The organism is Draconibacterium sp. (assembly GCF_041583095.1).
Taxonomy (GTDB): Bacteria; Bacteroidota; Bacteroidia; order Bacteroidales; family Prolixibacteraceae; genus Draconibacterium.
Genome location: NZ_JBFHGM010000085.1, coordinates 1 through 17,139, shown reverse-complemented (window position 1 = coordinate 17,139; position 17,139 = coordinate 1). Strand labels below are relative to the sequence as shown.

Genomic DNA, 17,139 nt, shown 5'->3' with positions numbered 1-17,139 from the left:
TCTTGTGGAAGTGTAACCTCCGGCTGTTCGTGTTTTAAGCAGATGTACAGCTTTTGCAGGCTGTTTAGCTTCATGTACTCGCAGTCGTTGCAGGCGCACGTTGAATCGTTCGATGGTGCCGGAATAAATACCTTATCCGGACAAGCCTTGGTCATCTGGTGCAGAATACCGCTTTCGGTTGCTACAATAAATTTCCTGGCATCGCTGCTTTGTACGTAGTTCAGCAGGGCAGTTGTTGATCCAATATGTTTTGCCAGCAGTAATACCGGTTTTTCGCACTCGGGGTGAGCGATAAATTCGGCATCAGGATGTGCGTCCATCAGGTCGATAATCTTTTCTACCGAATATTGCTCGTGAACCATACAGGCACCGTCCCACAACACCATGCTGCGGCCGGTTATGCTGTTAATGTAATTTCCCAGGTTTTTATCCGGTGCAAAAATCAGCTTCTGATCTGCGGGGAAACTGTCGACAATTTTTTTGGCATTGGCTGATGTACAAACAATGTCGGACATGGTTTTTAACGCCGCCGTAGCATTTACGTAGGTAATTACCTTGTGGTCGGGATATTTGGCTTTGAATTCGGCAAATTTATCAGCCGGTGCCGATTCGGCCAGCGAACAGCTTGCTTTCAGGTCGGGAAGGATCACTTTTTTATTGGGATTGATGATTTTGGCTGTTTCGGCCATAAAATGCACCCCCACAAAAACAATCATCTCGGCATCGGTACTGGCAGCCGCCTGGGCCAGACCAAGGCTGTCGCCAACGTAATCAGCAATGTCCTGAAGTTCGCCCTCAACGTAAAAGTGGCTGAGTATTACCGCGTTCTTTTCCTTTTTCAGGCGTTTAATTTCTTCAACCAACTTAAGGCTCGGGTCAATTGTCTCTTCAATATAACCCTTCTCGTCCAACATTTTATCTATATGAAGCTGTTCCATCTCTTAGTTTCTGAATAAACAGGGCGCAAAAATATAAATTCCTGTAAAAAAAACAGTGATATCGGTTAAATGTTTGGTTTTGAAGCATAAAAAAAGCCGCATAACTGCGGCTTTCTTCATATTGAGTTGGACGAATATTGTCCTTTACTGTGCACTTACGTGGCTGAAATATATACCATATCCAAGCTGATCTTGTCCGTTATAGCTAGTCCTTATACCAATTACCGATAGTGTATCTCCAACTACTATACCTTTGGCATCTAACAAACCTTTTCTGTCGTCGCCGGTTGCACCCCAGCCCGGGTAGCAGCCATATACATATACTTCAGTGGTGCCATCATTCAAATAAAGATTGCCATACGGTGCATAATCAATGTCTGAAATTTGGCCGGTTATCATATAGTATGTATCAGAATCTTCTGGTTTAGCCAGAAACTCAGCAATAGTAACCGGTGTTACGGGAATAACTTCTTCCAATACGGCACCTCCTACCTGTGGATTTCCGTTATAGGCCGAACGTTTTCCAACAATTGTAATAATGTCGCCTTCCTTCAATCCTTTATCCTGGAAATCCTGAATGCCATACACAAATGTTTCGCCGGAGTAATCGCGCAGGTATAAATTGCCGTAGGTAGTATTTGAAATACCGGTAATAACCCCTGATAAACGATATTGGGTATTGCCAACTTCAGCAGCAAGGAATTCGGCAATAGATACCTCTAAAATCGCTCCTTTCTGGCTAAGCATTGTTTGCGAAGTATAGTTTTTCGATCCTTCAGTAGTGCGGAATGTAAGCGTAGTTTCGCGATCTCCACCCTCATTGGCTTCGGCTTTAAATGTTACTACAGAATTCGTTCCTGCAGTTTGGATAGATGAAATGGATAACCATGACTTGGCATCATCAGGAATTTCTACGGATAAACCATCGCCTTTGCAGGTAACGTATGCCACAAAATCGCCACCTTCGATAGGAAGTTGTGCGTTTTCTGTTGAATCAACTTTTACCAGCGATTTATTGATGTTGATAACGGATACATTTACCAACTGAGGAGTTCCTTTGTAAGAACCTTTAGGTCCTTCTATTGTAATTTCATCACCTACCTCAAGTCCCCAGCTTAAGAAGTTTTTCTCTCCACCTTTTGAATCGAGCGTACCATAAATATAGATTGAACCTGTTTCATCCTCTAAATACCAGTTGCCGTAAGTTGTGTTGGTTATTGATGTAACAACACCGGTTACCTGGTAGGTTTTACTTTCAGGGCCGGCGAGTATTTCTGCTACTGTGGCAGGTGCAACTATTGCCAAACCCTGAATGATGTTAATGCGTTGAGTTTCGCCTGCGCATTCAATAATAAGCTCTGCAGTGCGACCATCTATGGCCGATTCGGCCGAAAAGGTAAGTGTTGACTCACCGGCACTGCCAGAAGTAGATGAGAGCGACAACCATTCAACAGTGTTCTCAACTGTCCAGCTTTCTTTAGCCATTATGGTAATGGTGGTAGAACCGCCATCAACAGGAATCGATACGTATGACGACGATACCTGAATTTCATCAAGCAAAGTCATTGTTTCTTCATCTTCACAACTCGTCATCAGGGCAAGTATGGCGATGAATATTGGAAATAAATATTTAAGTTTCATATTATTCTATACTTTAAATTAGTTGAAAATATATTTGATACCAATAGAAGCATACCAACACTGACCCAATGAAATGCCTGGTGTGAATGTTTTGGTATTACCATGGATTGACGAGGGTGTAGAGAATGTAGCCACACCGTCGGCATCAACACCTTCGTACTTAAGAATACGGGCATCCGAACCAATTTCTGCGTTCAGGAACTTGCCTACACCCCAGCTGTTGTTGAAGAAGTTCATCACGTTTTTAACATCAAGGCTAAGTTGCAGCTTGTGTACATTGTTCCCTGTTTTAACCGAAAAATCGTGTTTGTAACTTAAGTCTACACGATGTACCCATGGAGAGTAAACGCTGTAGGCTTCTGCATACTCACCCTGTTGGTCTTTCAGATAATCGTTGGAATGAACATAGTCCATAAAACGGGTTTGATCGTCTTCAGAAACAAAGCGGAAATCGCCGTTTGCTACTTCTTCGTCAGTAGGAACATAAATTGCATCGTAGTTGTATCCGTCACCATTCATATCATTAACTGTCATAAATGATTCGTTTGCTCCACCGCGCCAACCTTCGTAAATAATGCTGTAGTGGTTACCGCTCTTGTCGTGTGCAGTAAACGATGCCACCAAACGATCGGGTGTGGTGTATTGCGAATTGTGCAGTTTAATATTGTTAGGACCTTCCACAGTTGGAACATAGGTAAATGCCGATTCCGGGTTCGATCCAGGCATGCCGGTTACATCTTTTGCAACGGTGTGTGTATAGGCAGCCATCACGCTTACCCATTCCGCCGGTTTAGCATTAACAGTGATGTTGGCTGACCAGCCATAACCACGGCTTGTGTTATCCAAAACAAATGCTTTGGTTCCGGTACGGTAACCAGCCGGGTAAATCGGACGATTGTCAACACCGTTAAAACGGGCAAAACCTCCTACATTTGGAATACTCCAGTCGGAAATAGAAACACCGTTGATCGTTTTGTTATAGATTCCTTCAACTGTTGCCGACAATGGGAATGATGTTGGGAAGGCATAATCAACAGCAAATGATGTTTTCCAAACTTGTGGCATTTTAAAATCTGAAGCTACAGCAGCAATTGAAGAAGGAACGGTACCGTCTTCAGGTGAGATGGTTGTAGGATAACCTAAACTTGCCAGTTTATCATGTAATGCTGCTATTGTTGCATTTCCTTCGGCATCGGTTACCAAACCACCGGCAAATTCATCCATTGAGAAGCCATTGTTCTCAGCATTCCGTGCATTGATTTGAGCCTGGTATTGAACCATACCACCGTTGGTTGGCATGTTGGTGAAGAATACAAGTGGTAAATTACCCGAGAAAAGACCGGTACCACCACGAACCTTCAGGCTCTTGTCGCCGGAAGCATCCCATACAAAACCTACACGAGGAGAGAATATGATATTGGCATCAGGCCATTTTCCTGTGTCAATACTACGACCGTTATAATCAAGATCTTTAATAGCCTGGTTAGTAATCAAGTCGTTATTGTTAAAGATAAGTGCGTCAATGCGAAGTCCGTACGAAAGTTTGAATCTTTCGGTAACACTCCAGTCATCCTGGGCGTAAGCCCCAATTTTGTTACTTCTTACACGAGCTGCAGGATTCGCTTCACCATCGTAGCCATAAGTTAAGTTTACAATCTCAGGCGTTGCTTCGTTTAAGAAGTCGTCGAGACTTGAGTAGCGGTAATAACCGGTTCCGTTACGCATGTAAGCATTATCAGCCATCTTGTACTCGTATGCAATACCGCCAACAATTTTATGATTACCCATATAGAAGGTCATCTCATCTTTAATGTTCCATACATTGTTGTGAACACCATTGTTCCAGGTAAATAGCTCGTAACCTAATGAAAGGTAGGCCTGATCGTCTTTCAAAATGTCGATAAAAGGAAACGGAGCAGAATTTGTTCCGCGTACATCGTCGAGTTTTGAGAAGGTTGCCAGGAACTGGTTAGAGATGTTTTCCGATAAACGGCTGTTTAAGTCAAAAGAGAACGAATGAACAAGGTTGTCCATCGAATACATCGAGTTGGCATACGACATGGAAGCCTGTGACATCCTGGCCTCCGACATACGTGTACCTCCGTCCATAGAAGATGCGTTAGGCGATCTCCATGAAGTGTTCTTAGTATAGTTATAGCGTAATGCTAAACGATGTTTGTCGGTAATGTTCCAATCGATACGGGCAAGCAGTTTTTTGTTGCTTTCGTCAGCCGGAAAACTGGTGAAAGATCCTGTTTCGTATCCATATTTATTTCTTACAAAATCAGAAACGGTCTGAAGATCGTCTTCTGTTGTGCGTGAAATAAAATTGTCCGGATCAGCAACACCATCAGTTGAAGCTCTCCAACGATTGGCAACAGTTGGAGTTTCCTCCTTCTCGGCGTTTATGAAGAAGAATAATTTGTTTTCAATGATCGGACCTCCTAACGTAAATCCGTATAAGGTATTACGGTCTTTCTCACGTGCACCGGCTATTTCCTGTCCATCAACAGCATTTCCGCGCATGTTTTCATTTCGGTGATAAGTGTATGCACTTGCCTTAAAGGTATTTGTACCCGATTTTGTAATAGCGTTTACACCACCGCCAATAAAGTTAGTCTGGCGCACATCGTATGGGGCAATTACAACCTGCAATTCTTCAATAGCTTCGATGGAGATTGGATTACCTCCACCAGGAAGATTATCACTCAAACCAAAGTTGTTGTTGAAATTAGCTCCATCCACTGTAAAGTTAGCCGTACGACCATCGGATCCGGCAAAGCTCATACCATCACCCCCGTAAGGAGAAAGGCGGGTAATGTCCATAATACTGCGGGTTACGGTAGGCAGGTTATCAATCTGGTCGTTTGTTATATTGGTCACCGTTCCGGTTTTCTCGTTCGAGAATTTTGTGCGGGTGGCCGAAACAATAACTTCGTCTATTGACAATGCTTCTTCTGTAAGCACCACATTCATTACATAGTTCTCACCTAAACTCAAGGTAATATTGTTTTGAGTAAATGCACCATATCCAATGAAGGTAATTTTCACATTATAAGGTCCACCTACACGCATACCGTTTAGGTTGAACCGGCCCTCCACGTTGGTTACGGTACCATAAGTCGTTCCTGAAGGGGTGTGTGTGGCAACCACCGTTGCACCTATTACAGCTCCTTCAGCATCAGTAACCCGTCCACTCATACTGGAGGTGGTTACCTGTGCCTGAATAATAGTAGCAGAAAAGACAATTAGCGCTACTAATAAAAAACTGATTTTTTTAATCATAGATTTGGAATTTAAATAATTATTGAATGGATTGTATGTGTTTGTTTCTCTTACTGTTAAAAGATAATGAATGGGACGATTGAACATATTGTATTGTGTATCCTAATGTGGCTCTCATTTTGTTTTTGTGTGCAGTTTATTATTGACTGTAAAATCAATCTCTCCACCCTAATTTCCTAAACATGCAGCAAAGGAAAGTCTTCTTTCAGTTGTTTTTGTTAAATAGATGTTATTTTATTGTGTATTATGCCTTAACTTTTACCCCACTTCGAACTAGATAAAATTCCTATTAATGCTCAGTAAAAACAAGTCTACATCAATTAAGTTGTTAAACAAATTGTTTGAGTTATTAACATTTTTATTCACATTTTAACATTTTTGCAGTGTTCCGGAACTGGTTAAATCGTAGCTTATTGTTAAGTAAGTTGATGGATTTTGATTTTATTAAAAAATTATTGAAAAATAATGCGATGTGTAACATGCAGTATGTCAGTGTTAAAGGCGTTTATTATTAGGTTTGATCAAAAAAATATGGTACTATGTGTTGCAAAGTACTAGATTAATGACATATATTTGTAATGCAAACAACGATGTAAAAAAAAGTACAATCTTAAAAAAAGTTCTTTGCAGCGTGTAACGGAAACAAAAAACAGTCGTCTTAAAAAAGGAAACAGAAAACAAATAGAAAACAGAAACGAAGAGCGAACTTCGAAAAAAATCGCAAAGCCAAGAAACAAAAAACAGAAACAGAAAACAAAAACTCAAAGTCATGAAACGAGCAATCACAAATCAAAGCCATGAAAACAAAAAACAATCTGATTGCGAGTTACATCGAGTACCATTAAAAACAAAAAATGAAAACGAGATGAAAACAAAAAACAATGTTCAGAAAGCAGTTTTACGATCAGCAGCAGTAGTAGTTAGCTTTGTTCTTATTAGTTTTACAGTAAGCGCACAAACATTTTGGAAACGTTTATTGGAGAATACAGGTTTTAGCGATATTGCCATAGCAATGGCAGCGCCCGCTGAAATTGAAGACGTGGAAGGAATTCCGGCAGAGAGCGAGGTTAGCTATTACTTTGTGAATGAAGTTGAGCCTGCCATGGAAGTTGAAGCATGGATGACCGACGATTCAAGATTTAACACCACTCAGTTTGTATACAGCGAGGCAAGCGAAACAAGCCTTGAGCTGGAGGACTGGATGATGAATGAAACACTGTTTCAGCCGGTGGTAGAGGAAGAAGCAGCGCTGGAGCTGGAAGCCTGGATGGTTTCGGAAAGTACCTGGAATATTTAACAGCAGGTAAAACCAATTAATTGTGATGAAAACAGAGGACTAACAGATAGAAAGGGACAAAAAATGAAGATAGAAAACACAAAAGCACAAATGAGAAAGGGAGTACTGGAATACTGTATTCTGCTCGTTCTCGACGGAAAGCCACTTTATGCCAGCGATATTATCGAGTCGTTGAAAGAAGCAAAAATGATAGTGGTAGAAGGAACGTTGTATCCCTTGTTAACACGGCTAAAAAATGCAGGGTTGCTGGGTTATCGCTGGGAAGAATCAACACAGGGGCCACCTCGAAAATATTATGAGCTTACCGAAACCGGCCGTAGCTTTTTAATTGAACTCGAAGATTCGTGGAGCGAACTGGTTGGTGCAGTACAAACAATTAGAGATAACAAAGCTTAGTCCATCCTAATAAATTCAAACAAAAAACAAGATGAAAAAGACATTCACAATAAATATAAGCGGCACAATATTTCACATTGAAGAGGATGCTTACGAGGTGCTGCAAAAATACCTTATCAATCTGAAAAATCATTTTGGAGTTGACGAGGAAGGAAGAGAGATTATTGCTGATATTGAGGCTCGAATTGCCGAAATTTTCAGTTCGAAAAGTACCGAAGAGAAAAAGGTGATTACCGTTGAGTGGGTAAATGAAATGGTTGAGGTAATGGGAACGCCCGAAGACTTTGCCGAAGAAGAAGGCGAAGATGAAGATGTTTCTATTGCATCGGAAGCCAAGCGTAAACGCCGTTTGTACCGCGATCCCGATCATCGGGTGTTGGGTGGTATTTGCGGAGGTTTGGGTGCTTACTTTAATATGGATCCCGTAATCCTGCGTATCATTTTGGTGATTCTGTTTTTTGTAACATCGGGTGCTGCCGGATTGGCTTACCTGATTTTATGGATAGCTGTGCCGAAGGCAGTTAGTACCGCACAACGCCTTGAAATGCGTGGTCAGGAAGCTACCGTGAAAAACATCGAAAAGTCGATAAAAGAAGAGGTAAAGGAAGTAAAAGAAAGCTATAAGAAATTTAAAGAATCGGATACCTATTCGAAAGGAAAAAAGTCGATGGAAGGGGCCGGCGACGTGGTTTATAATATTTTCAAAGTAATTCTGAAAGTATTTGTAATTGTGTTTGGTGTGTTCCTCATCCTGTCCGGCTTTTTCGGAATACTCGGATTGGTGTCGTCGATGGTTATTGGCCATTCGTTTGTTGAAGGAATGCCGCTGATTTGGGGACCCGAAATTCATGTGCCCAATATGTTGAACCACTTTATTGAGCCGGGTACAGCTACCTGGGGCCTGATATTGGTTGGATTGATAGCAGGCCTCCCGTTATTGGCACTTGTTTATATCGGAACCAAGCTGGTTTTCAGGTATAAATCAAACAATGCAATTGTTGCCTTGTCGATGGTAGGTGTTTGGTTGGTATCGATTTTCGCCCTGTTAATTCTTTCGGTTGGGCAGGTTGGAAACTACAAACAAAGCTCATCGATAACAAAAAGCGAAACCATTTCGTGCGATTCTTGCCAAACTTTATATCTCCGAATGGCCGAAGATAAACTGGATGATTACGCTGAGATTGATTGGGATGTGGAAGGTTTTAAGGTAGCTGTTATTGATGGAGAAGAAGTAGTGGTTGGTTATCCGCAGTTGGATGTAATCCGTTCGTCGGGCGATGAATTTGTGGTAACAGTGCGCTATTCATCACGAGGTAAAACACGCGACAACGCTAAACAGTGGTGCGAAGAAATGGTGTACACTTATGAAAGAACCGATTCAACCCTTTATTTCGATCCGTATTTCTTTATCGGCGACGAGGCAAAATGGAGAGGTCAGGAAGTGGATATAAAAATAAGAGTACCTGAAGGAAAAGCAGTATTTCTTGGAAACGACATGGATGAAATTATTCATGATATAGAAAATGTTTCGAATACCTGGGATGGCGATATGGTTGGAAAATACTGGGAAATGAAACCGGAAGGATTGACAGAAAAATCAATTAAATAAAAACACAAAGTCACGGAGACTCAAAGAGAAAAGCATAAAAATAGCTTTGTGGCTTAGCGTCTTCGTGTTTATAAAAAAGTAGCTATGAAAACAGTAACAACATTACTTTTTGCGCTTGGTCTTTTGTTGGCCGGACTGCTGGCATCAGGACAAAGCAAGTCGGATAAAATGTATGACACCTTTGCCAATAAAGACGGCGTAACCAGCTTTTCGTTCTCAAAAGATATGATCGATGCTATTGATATCGATTTGGGTGATGATAATGAAAAGAATGTAACAGGCGATTTAAATAGAATTAGGTTTATGTCGTACAATCCTGAAAAAGGGAGTTTGAAAAATAGCGAGTTTACCCAAAAAGCAATTGCGCTTCTTCCCGCGAAATATGAGAAATACGAAGATGATGACGACGATTCGGATGCCGAAATCTATTTGCTGGGCGGGAAAAAGAAATATACCGAGTGTCATGTATTTATCACCAGCGAAAATTCTGAAGGTAATAGTTTTATTGTGTCGTTCTTTGGCGATTTTAATGTAAATGATATCGACAAATTGAAGTCGCAAGGGCAGGATATGTCGGAATAGGAAGTTGAAATAACATCATACTAAAAGGTCGTTATGCGCACTTTTGCTTATAACGACCTTTTTTTTGGATTTCTTGTATTAATTAATCACGTTTCAATGTTAAACAGTGTCCCAAAATGAAACTATTCGCACAAATCAAGGATTCTGAATTCACATGTCTTTGTTAATTCTTTACTTTTGGCGATCAAATTGTAACAGATTGTATTTGTTATATTTGGCGTGGCTAATTTTAAATTGAAAATTGATGATTTGCCAATTGTTAAAAAACAAGTTTGCGGCTCTTTACAAAAAGACCCAAAATGGTAAAATTGCCTTTTTCAAAATTGCCAACAAAACTGTTAGTGTCATGTGCAGGCAATAGCAGAAGGAAAAAAACATTGAAAAGTAAGAGTAAAAGAATGGTGCATACATTGTGCTGTAGGGACATATTGACTAAATCCACACTCCATTTTATCAATGAAGTGTATAGAAGTTCGCAAAGCTTGAGTCGTGTTGCTATGCTACTATCGTCCCTGTTCTTTTTTATATTTACCCCGCAATTTTCATCTGCACAATCAACCATTAGCTCTGGCCAGAACGGCTCATGGAGCCTGGAATCTACCTGGCAACCTGACAGCATTCCCAACGAAAATGACAATGTGATAATTGATCATGAAATTACAATTCAGGCAGGAACTACAGTTGAGGTTAACGACTTGGTAATTGATCAAAAGGGGGTGTTAACTGTTGAAGGAACACTTATCTTAACTGGTAATTTAACAATGGTTAATAATGATCCCGAGTTTATTACCGGCTCAGAAGCCAAGATAATCATTCACGGAAATGCTAACATATCAAATAAAGTTAATATCAATCTGTCAAGTTATTTCATAGTTCAAGGTAATTTCACTATCGATGGAGGAGGTGCAGCCGATATTAACATTACAAATGCCAGTATTTATGTGTTCGGTACTTTCGACGGAGGATCAACCAGCTTGGGAATCTGCTCCAATTACGATAACAATACAGACAATTATAGTACTGAAACATGCCACGTAGGTACTGAAGAAGCTTTTAATACAAATGAGGAAAATGGTTTAATCCCGGTCGATATTGTTGATTTGGTTTTGGACTGTAATGCTTCTGCAACAATTTCAGGAGCTGCCACCTCCGTTTGCGAAGGTGATGATGTGGTATTTACACTTACCGGTACTGACGGTGCAACCGTAACCTATTCTTTTGATGGAGGCAGTACCACAAACGACATTGTTCTGACAGGAGGAGAAGTAACTATTACAGTAAGTGGTGCAACCTCAGATGTTACGCTAACACTGGTATCAATAAACGATGGCGATTGTAGCATCGATATTTCAGATAGCAAAACAGTACAGGTAAATAGATTTAGCTTAATAGTAAGCGATGTGCTTTCTGGGATTTCAGGAAGCCATTGTCCTGAGTTTTTACCGCCGTTTAATGCAAGTGGCGGAGCAGCGTATAATCCTGGCTGTACTGAGGTGCAGTTTAAAGTATTGAAAGACCTTTCAACGACCAGTGCTTTTACTTTCGACTTTGCCATTGATGAAAGTGGCGATGTTGAGGTGTATGACTTGGTTAGTGTTGTTGCAGAAGATAATTCAACGATTAACTATAGTGGGGATGATGCCGGAGGAAGCATTGATGCCGGATTACATACCGAGGTGACATTTACTTTTCATATCAAAAATGTGCCCGGAAGTCAGCTGGATGTACAGTTTTCTGTTAGCAATGGAAACGATGGCGAATGTAATGAAACAGCTGGTACTACAGATAATAGTGCTACTCACGTAATCGATGAAATGCCCGTGGTTGGCGACTTTAATTAGAATTATTCATAAATAGAGATTGCAAATTCAAAAAACTAAAAAATTGATGTTATGAAAAAAATCATTTTTACTCTACTAACCGTGTTTGCACTGGCATTTTTTGCCAATAGCGTAAAAGCACAAACTGCCATTACGCCTTATATTGGCGAAACTTATTCTTATACATTAAGTGGGATTACAGTAATAAATGCAAGTACTGCTGTGGTAACCTACAGCGGAACGAATGTTACTTTGCCATCTGGTATTTCTATTTCAGCAGGAGCCGATCAAAGCATATCTTTTGATGTTACCTATGATACCGGTGCTACTGCCGGAAATTTGACAGTAACAATTACAGATGGTACTACAAATTGTTCGAACTATATCAACCTGGCAATTGCACCTACTGCTGCACCTACTATAGCAGTTGCTGTAACATCATCTGTCGATGATCTATGTCAAAACACAGATGGAACCTTAAACGATAATGAATCTGCCGATATTGGGGCTTCTGCAAATACATTTACGTTTACAGTAACGCCTACTATTACAGGTAGTTTAGCTGCCGATGCTACTTATTCATTTGATTTTGATTTAAATGATTATCTGATTGATGCTAATCCGATAACCATACAATATACAAGTGGTAGTGGAACGGCTCTGCCAACAACAGCTACTGGAAGCACAATTTCGGTTTCTGCTGGTGCAACCAATTTAGGACCTCACGTATTCACTGTTTCATTTGCAACTGCCCCGGGTATAGCTAATGAAACAATGACGGGTACTGCTAGTAGTGTTGAATTACAATCAGGAGGTACAGCAGGTGCAAATTATACAGGAAGTGATGCATCTAAAGGTGTTGTTGCAAAATCTCTTCCTGCTATTGGTACTTTTAGTTACTAAGGTGTAGCGGATGTACCCATATAAACATATCATCATAACAGTGATAATGTTAACAGCTTTCGGGCTGTTAGCTAAAGCACAGCGTTCGGCGGACACACCTCTGGAGGGAGGAAGCTATGTTTATGCCTGTAATGGTATTTCAGAAGGAGCCGACTATACCTTCTTTGTTACGGCTAATGCCGATGGCACAGGAGTCTATGATGATGATTTAACTTGGGAATTCGATTTTATAGGTAATACAACTGGCGTAATTGCAGACGATGGTTTAGCAACAACTCAGATATTGTGGAACGAAGGGGCTTCGCTGAATAATTATTATGTATGGCTCGAAGTCTCCATCTTAGGTTGTTCAAACTCCATTCGTCTTGAAGTAGCACCTCAGTTAAACAATCGAGTTGCAGAATTTGAAAGTACTGCCAGTACCGACTGTTTTAACAAAGAGGGAAATAGTTTTTCAGAAAGAATCATAACATTAGATAATAATGGGCAGCCAATTGGGGCTGCCTATTTTCCGCTTAATGTGGAATTTAGTGTGAATGGCGTTTCTTATTCGCAAAAACTTCAATACGATGATCAGAGTATTCAGGTTGATGAAGACTGGTTTTCGCCTGATCCAACTGTTGATAACGATGTATTAGTCGCAATTACAAGTATTACTGATAAAGACGGTATCCCTATTAAATCAGGAACTAGTGCAACATATACTCATACTATTTTTGCATTGCCAATTATTGAGTTTTCAGAAGAGTTAAGAAAGAAGTATTTGATTGATGAAGGAGCGTTTGCTCATATTGTTACTTATAATCCTGACGGCATCGGGCAGTCGTGGACAAACCGTATTTCAACAGGGACAGAGTAAAACCTATAACATTGGTTTTGTCTCTGGACAACCTGTTAATGCAATATATAACTGGTTTGTAATACCGGAAAACGGAACCACTACGGCATTGGGTGAAATTACAGGTAGTTCGGCCACCATTGTTTGGGATGGGCCTATGGGGTTGTATGCCCTAAAAGCTGTGGTTCGTGATGGGAATGGGTGTTTAAGTGACACCATCAGCCAGCTGGTTGAAATTGTTGAAAGTAATAATGTCGCTTTCAATTCAGGCAAGGATTCAACAATTGGAAATTGCAGCCCATACGTATTGTCGGCCTGGGTTTCTGATACAGCCGGTTTATTCTACTCCTGGAGCCCATCAGATAATCTTGATGATCCAACTCTTTTAAATCCGGTATTTACACCGGGAGAAAGTACTGATTTTGTCTTAACGGTAAGCAATAGCGATGGGGTGCTAGGTCGGGATTCTGTAACCATATTAGTTTCGGATGTGCAAGCCAGTGCCAGTGAAGATTTTATACTTGAAAATGGCCTTACAGCTCTTTTAAATGGGACCGGAAGTATGGGCGAGCAATTACAATTTGCCTGGTCAACTGCTAACGGAACCTTTGTAAATGGCCAAAATACTGCAACACCCGAAATTAGTTCTGCAGGAACTTATTACCTGCAGGTTACCGATATTTTTGGATGTACTGCCACTGACTCGGTGGTGGTTAGCCGATTTATTTCGGCGCCAATTGTCCGCGATGATTACGATACCACCGAATATCGAACAGCGGTAACGATAGATCTGCTGGTGAACGATGAAGATCCGCAGCAGGAGCTTGATCCTTTATCGTTACAAATTATGCAGGATCCCGCTAATGGTTTTGTCGATATCAACGGCGATGGTACGGTAACTTACACGCCAAATGATGGATTTTTGGGTGGCGATGTATTTCAGTACCGCATTTGTAACACCTACGAAAAGTGCAATAATGCCAATGTTTTTGTGTATGTAACGGCGGCCGGTTTCTTTATTCCCGAAGCATTTACACCCAACGCCGATAATGTAAACGACTATTTTGAAATTATAGGAATTGAGTTGTTTGAGCAGAACTCGATTACCATAATAAACCGCTGGGGAAAAACAGTGTACAAAGCCCGTGGATATGGCATTTCTACATCGCCACAATTTTGGAATGGTAAATCAAACCAGGGTGGCGACGACAGCGACCTGCCAAGCGGAAGCTACTTTTATGTACTTGATTTAGGAAACGGAGAACAACCAATTGCCGGCTCGGTATATATCGACAGATAATGGGAAAACGAACTAAAATAGCAGCTTTTTTAATCCTTACACTTGTGGTTTTGCTACAAGGAAAAGAGGGCAGTGCTCAGCAAGATCCCATGTACACGCAGTATATGGACAACCTGCAGGTGCTAAATCCGGGATATGCCGGTTCGCAGGGAATTGGAAATATTTTAATGGTAGCACGCAGCCAGTGGGTGGAGTTCGATGGCGCTCCGGCAACACGTTCGTTTACCTACAACACGTCGTATGACGAACAAAATATTGGTGTGGGTTTCTCGCTGATGTCCGACCAGATCGGGCCACTGAAACAAACCGGATTCTATGCCGATTACTCTTATTTCCTTCCGGTTTCTGAAAAATTTAAGTTGGGTTTGGGACTTAAAGGTGGTGTGAGTTTTTATCGTGCCAGCCTTGTTGCGCTTAAAACCGTAGATTCCGACCCGGTATTTAACCACGATATTTACGAAAACTTTCTGCCCAATGTTGGTGTGGGCTTGTTTTTGTATTCCGAAACTACCTATTTCGGTTTATCGGTGCCAAAACTTATTGATAATATTATTATTAACGAGGACGTTAAAACCGATTACATTAATAAACAGCAGCGCCACATGTATTTTGTAGCCGGGCACCGAATTGATTTTAGCGAAGATTTTCAGTTAAAAACAAACGGAATGACGCGATGGGTTAAAAGTGCTCCTCTTTCGGTTGATCTGACTGTGATGGGCGGTTTCCGTGATAAATTCTGGGTGGGAGCCATGTATCGTTTTGGTGATGCGTATGGTATGTTGGTTAAGTTTAATCCCTCGCCAAAAATGTCGATCGGTTATGCCTACGATATTACCGTTTCTGAATTAAGCGCCTTTAGCAGCGGTACGCACGAAATCATGTTTAGCTATAATCTCGACCTCTTTGGCCGTGGCGGCCAGGCAACCGCTGAAAAGTAATCCCTGATGGCTCACCGCAGCCATAAAAATGTTTCACAAATCTATGTTTTCGCAGTAGAAAGCGGGCATTTTTGCAAAAAAGTGTATCCTCTTAATCCGTGATAATATTGAAGGCATAAGATAAGACCGATCTATGGAAGATGATAACTATCTTCTGTCAGCTAATGGTTCTCTGTCGTAAGAGAAGGATTATCTTTCAATAGATAATGATTATCTGGTAAAAGAAGGAGACAATCTTATGAAAGATGCAGTTGATCTTATGAAAGATGACGGCTATCTTCTGTCAGCGAATGGTTTTCTGTCGTAAGAGAAGCATTATCTTTCATCAGATAATGATCATCTGGTAGAAGATGAAGACAATCTTATAAAAGATACAGTTGATCTTAAGGAAGATGACGGCTATCTTGTTTCGGCGCATCATTCGTTGCGGGAAGCTAAAGCTAATCGGTTGTTGGGGACATGTCATTTTTTTAGGAGTAAGCTGTTATATCACAAAAAAACATTCATGATTCACGGGGGCACCATGAAGGAATGAGAATGAGGTCCCTCGACAGCATTTCATAAAAATAGTCAGATTACCAGGCGCATAAAATGATTGTGCGTTGAACAACATTTTGAATGCGCCTTTGACTTACTGTCGCATCAACCCCGGGTTTCACCCGAGGTTAGTCACATTTTATCCCTTCGGGATATTGAACAGAATTACGGAGTTAAAATGAGTTTATTGACCAGCTATGTTGAGATTGCAAACTTTTCATGACGCTGGAAGCGTCTAATGTGAATAACCCGGCGCGTAGCGCCGGGATGAAATGACCAAAGGGAAATCGTCCGGCGAAGTAGGCCGATCGAAGCCAGATGGTTCTCTAGGACGAAATTCAAACGGCAATACACGTAAAAAGATCGGGCCTCAGAAAAAAAGCCGGGAGTTACCCCGGCCTCTAAATCGTATTTTTTCTAAAACTATTTTACCAAAACCTTTTGTGTGATGCTGTTTCCGTTTTGTCCAACGCGGATTAAATAAACACCCGGAGTAAAATTCTGCACATCAATTTCAACCTTGTTTTTGCGTAAGTCGTTTGCCTGATATTGTAAAGTTCCGGCAATTGAATACAGCTGCACTGTGGAAATCGTTTTATCCGAAGCTACCGTCAGTTTATTCGATGCAGGATTAGGATAAACCTGCAAATCGCTACTCCTGATTTCCGGTTCATCGATATCAGTTACAATTCTTGGCTCTTCAAATTGTTGTGTTGAATACAGGCGGTATTCGCCCGGAGCAAACGTAAAGGATTGATTTGTGCTTGATATTTCAATCGAATCGCCACTGAAAAACTCGTAGTATTTTCCTGTCTCCGGAAAATCAATGGTGATATTGTTTTCCGTGATGCCAAAGTTACCAAGTGCTATTGCATGATTACCCGCGTTACTTGAAATAAACCATTTTGTGGCACCCGAAAGACTGTGGGTAAAAGTCTCGGGCGAGAACTCATTGTAGGTTTGTTTCAGTTCGTTCAACTTTGCCATTACCTGAAACAAATCGGTACGGTCAGTATTGTTCAGGTACTGCCAGTAAGGTGGTTTTTCTGCCAGGC

At 41.0% G+C, this 17,139-nt stretch carries 13 protein-coding genes; 9 read left to right on the top strand and 4 right to left on the bottom strand.

Annotated features, from left to right (window positions below):
* From nadA to ABZB17_RS09975, 3 genes are all read right to left on the bottom strand, one after another.
* A partial coding sequence (gene nadA / locus ABZB17_RS09985) for a quinolinate synthase NadA (protein WP_372649865.1) occupies positions 1-938 on the bottom strand: 938 nt, incomplete at its 3' end.
* A 144-nt stretch (positions 939-1,082) separates the two neighbouring features.
* Positions 1,083-2,579 (bottom strand): BACON domain-containing protein, encoded by a 1,497-nt coding sequence (locus tag ABZB17_RS09980; protein WP_372649863.1) that lies wholly within the window; start codon positions 2,577-2,579, stop codon positions 1,083-1,085.
* An 18-nt stretch (positions 2,580-2,597) separates the two neighbouring features.
* Positions 2,598-5,864: a carboxypeptidase regulatory-like domain-containing protein gene (locus ABZB17_RS09975; RefSeq protein ID WP_372649861.1), complete on the bottom strand. Its 3,267-nt coding sequence runs from the start codon at positions 5,862-5,864 to the stop codon at positions 2,598-2,600.
* A 769-nt stretch (positions 5,865-6,633) separates the two neighbouring features.
* Here ABZB17_RS09975 and ABZB17_RS09970 point away from each other — a divergent pair.
* The 9 genes from ABZB17_RS09970 to ABZB17_RS09930 all read left to right on the top strand — a co-directional run bounded on the left by ABZB17_RS09970 (position 6,634) and on the right by ABZB17_RS09930 (position 15,547).
* Complete coding sequence (locus tag ABZB17_RS09970) at positions 6,634-7,161, top strand: hypothetical protein (protein WP_372649859.1); 528 nt, start codon at positions 6,634-6,636, stop codon at positions 7,159-7,161.
* A gap of 63 nt (positions 7,162-7,224) precedes the next feature.
* The gene (locus ABZB17_RS09965) at positions 7,225-7,557 is read left to right on the top strand and encodes a PadR family transcriptional regulator (protein WP_372649857.1); all 333 of its coding nucleotides are present in this window, start codon (positions 7,225-7,227) and stop codon (positions 7,555-7,557) included.
* A 31-nt stretch (positions 7,558-7,588) separates the two neighbouring features.
* The gene (locus tag ABZB17_RS09960) at positions 7,589-9,166 is read left to right on the top strand and encodes a PspC domain-containing protein (protein WP_372649855.1); all 1,578 of its coding nucleotides are present in this window, start codon (positions 7,589-7,591) and stop codon (positions 9,164-9,166) included.
* An 84-nt stretch (positions 9,167-9,250) separates the two neighbouring features.
* Positions 9,251-9,748: a DUF4252 domain-containing protein gene (locus ABZB17_RS09955; protein WP_372649853.1), complete on the top strand. Its 498-nt coding sequence runs from the start codon at positions 9,251-9,253 to the stop codon at positions 9,746-9,748.
* A 497-nt stretch (positions 9,749-10,245) separates the two neighbouring features.
* Positions 10,246-11,589, top strand: a complete 1,344-nt coding sequence (locus tag ABZB17_RS09950) for a hypothetical protein (protein ID WP_372649851.1) — start codon at positions 10,246-10,248, stop codon at positions 11,587-11,589.
* A 51-nt stretch (positions 11,590-11,640) separates the two neighbouring features.
* Positions 11,641-12,471, top strand: a complete 831-nt coding sequence (locus ABZB17_RS09945; RefSeq protein WP_372649849.1) for a hypothetical protein — start codon at positions 11,641-11,643, stop codon at positions 12,469-12,471.
* Between the two features lie 46 nt (positions 12,472-12,517).
* The gene (locus ABZB17_RS09940) at positions 12,518-13,330 is read left to right on the top strand and encodes a hypothetical protein (protein ID WP_372649847.1); all 813 of its coding nucleotides are present in this window, start codon (positions 12,518-12,520) and stop codon (positions 13,328-13,330) included.
* On the top strand, positions 13,242-14,609 hold the full coding sequence (locus ABZB17_RS09935) for a gliding motility-associated C-terminal domain-containing protein (protein WP_372649846.1): 1,368 nt from the start codon (positions 13,242-13,244) through the stop codon (positions 14,607-14,609). The genes ABZB17_RS09940 and ABZB17_RS09935 overlap by 89 nt, the downstream gene beginning before the upstream one ends.
* Positions 14,609-15,547 carry a type IX secretion system membrane protein PorP/SprF gene (locus tag ABZB17_RS09930; protein WP_372649845.1) on the top strand — a complete coding sequence of 313 codons (939 nt, stop codon included), beginning with the start codon at positions 14,609-14,611 and terminating at the stop codon, positions 15,545-15,547. The genes ABZB17_RS09935 and ABZB17_RS09930 overlap by 1 nt, the downstream gene beginning before the upstream one ends.
* 960 nt (positions 15,548-16,507) lie before the next feature.
* Here the strand turns inward: ABZB17_RS09930 and ABZB17_RS09925 are convergent.
* Positions 16,508-17,139: T9SS type A sorting domain-containing protein (locus ABZB17_RS09925; protein WP_372649843.1), on the bottom strand; the 632-nt coding region annotated here is incomplete at its 5' end.

Excerpts from the sequence above, each read along its gene's own strand:
- ABZB17_RS09980 (WP_372649863.1), bottom strand. The coding sequence starts at position 2,579 with ATGAAACTTAAATATTTATTTCCAATATTCATCGCCATACTTGCCCTG.
- ABZB17_RS09975 (WP_372649861.1), bottom strand. The coding sequence starts at position 5,864 with ATGATTAAAAAAATCAGTTTTTTATTAGTAGCGCTAATTGTCTTTTCT.
- ABZB17_RS09970 (WP_372649859.1), top strand. The coding sequence starts at position 6,634 with ATGAAACGAGCAATCACAAATCAAAGCCATGAAAACAAAAAACAATCT.
- ABZB17_RS09965 (WP_372649857.1), top strand. The coding sequence starts at position 7,225 with ATGAAGATAGAAAACACAAAAGCACAAATGAGAAAGGGAGTACTGGAA.
- ABZB17_RS09960 (WP_372649855.1), top strand. The coding sequence starts at position 7,589 with ATGAAAAAGACATTCACAATAAATATAAGCGGCACAATATTTCACATT.
- ABZB17_RS09955 (WP_372649853.1), top strand. The coding sequence starts at position 9,251 with ATGAAAACAGTAACAACATTACTTTTTGCGCTTGGTCTTTTGTTGGCC.
- ABZB17_RS09950 (WP_372649851.1), top strand. The coding sequence starts at position 10,246 with ATGCTACTATCGTCCCTGTTCTTTTTTATATTTACCCCGCAATTTTCA.
- ABZB17_RS09945 (WP_372649849.1), top strand. The coding sequence starts at position 11,641 with ATGAAAAAAATCATTTTTACTCTACTAACCGTGTTTGCACTGGCATTT.
- ABZB17_RS09940 (WP_372649847.1), top strand. The coding sequence starts at position 12,518 with ATGTTAACAGCTTTCGGGCTGTTAGCTAAAGCACAGCGTTCGGCGGAC.
- ABZB17_RS09935 (WP_372649846.1), top strand. The coding sequence starts at position 13,242 with ATGAAGGAGCGTTTGCTCATATTGTTACTTATAATCCTGACGGCATCG.
- ABZB17_RS09930 (WP_372649845.1), top strand. The coding sequence starts at position 14,609 with ATGGGAAAACGAACTAAAATAGCAGCTTTTTTAATCCTTACACTTGTG.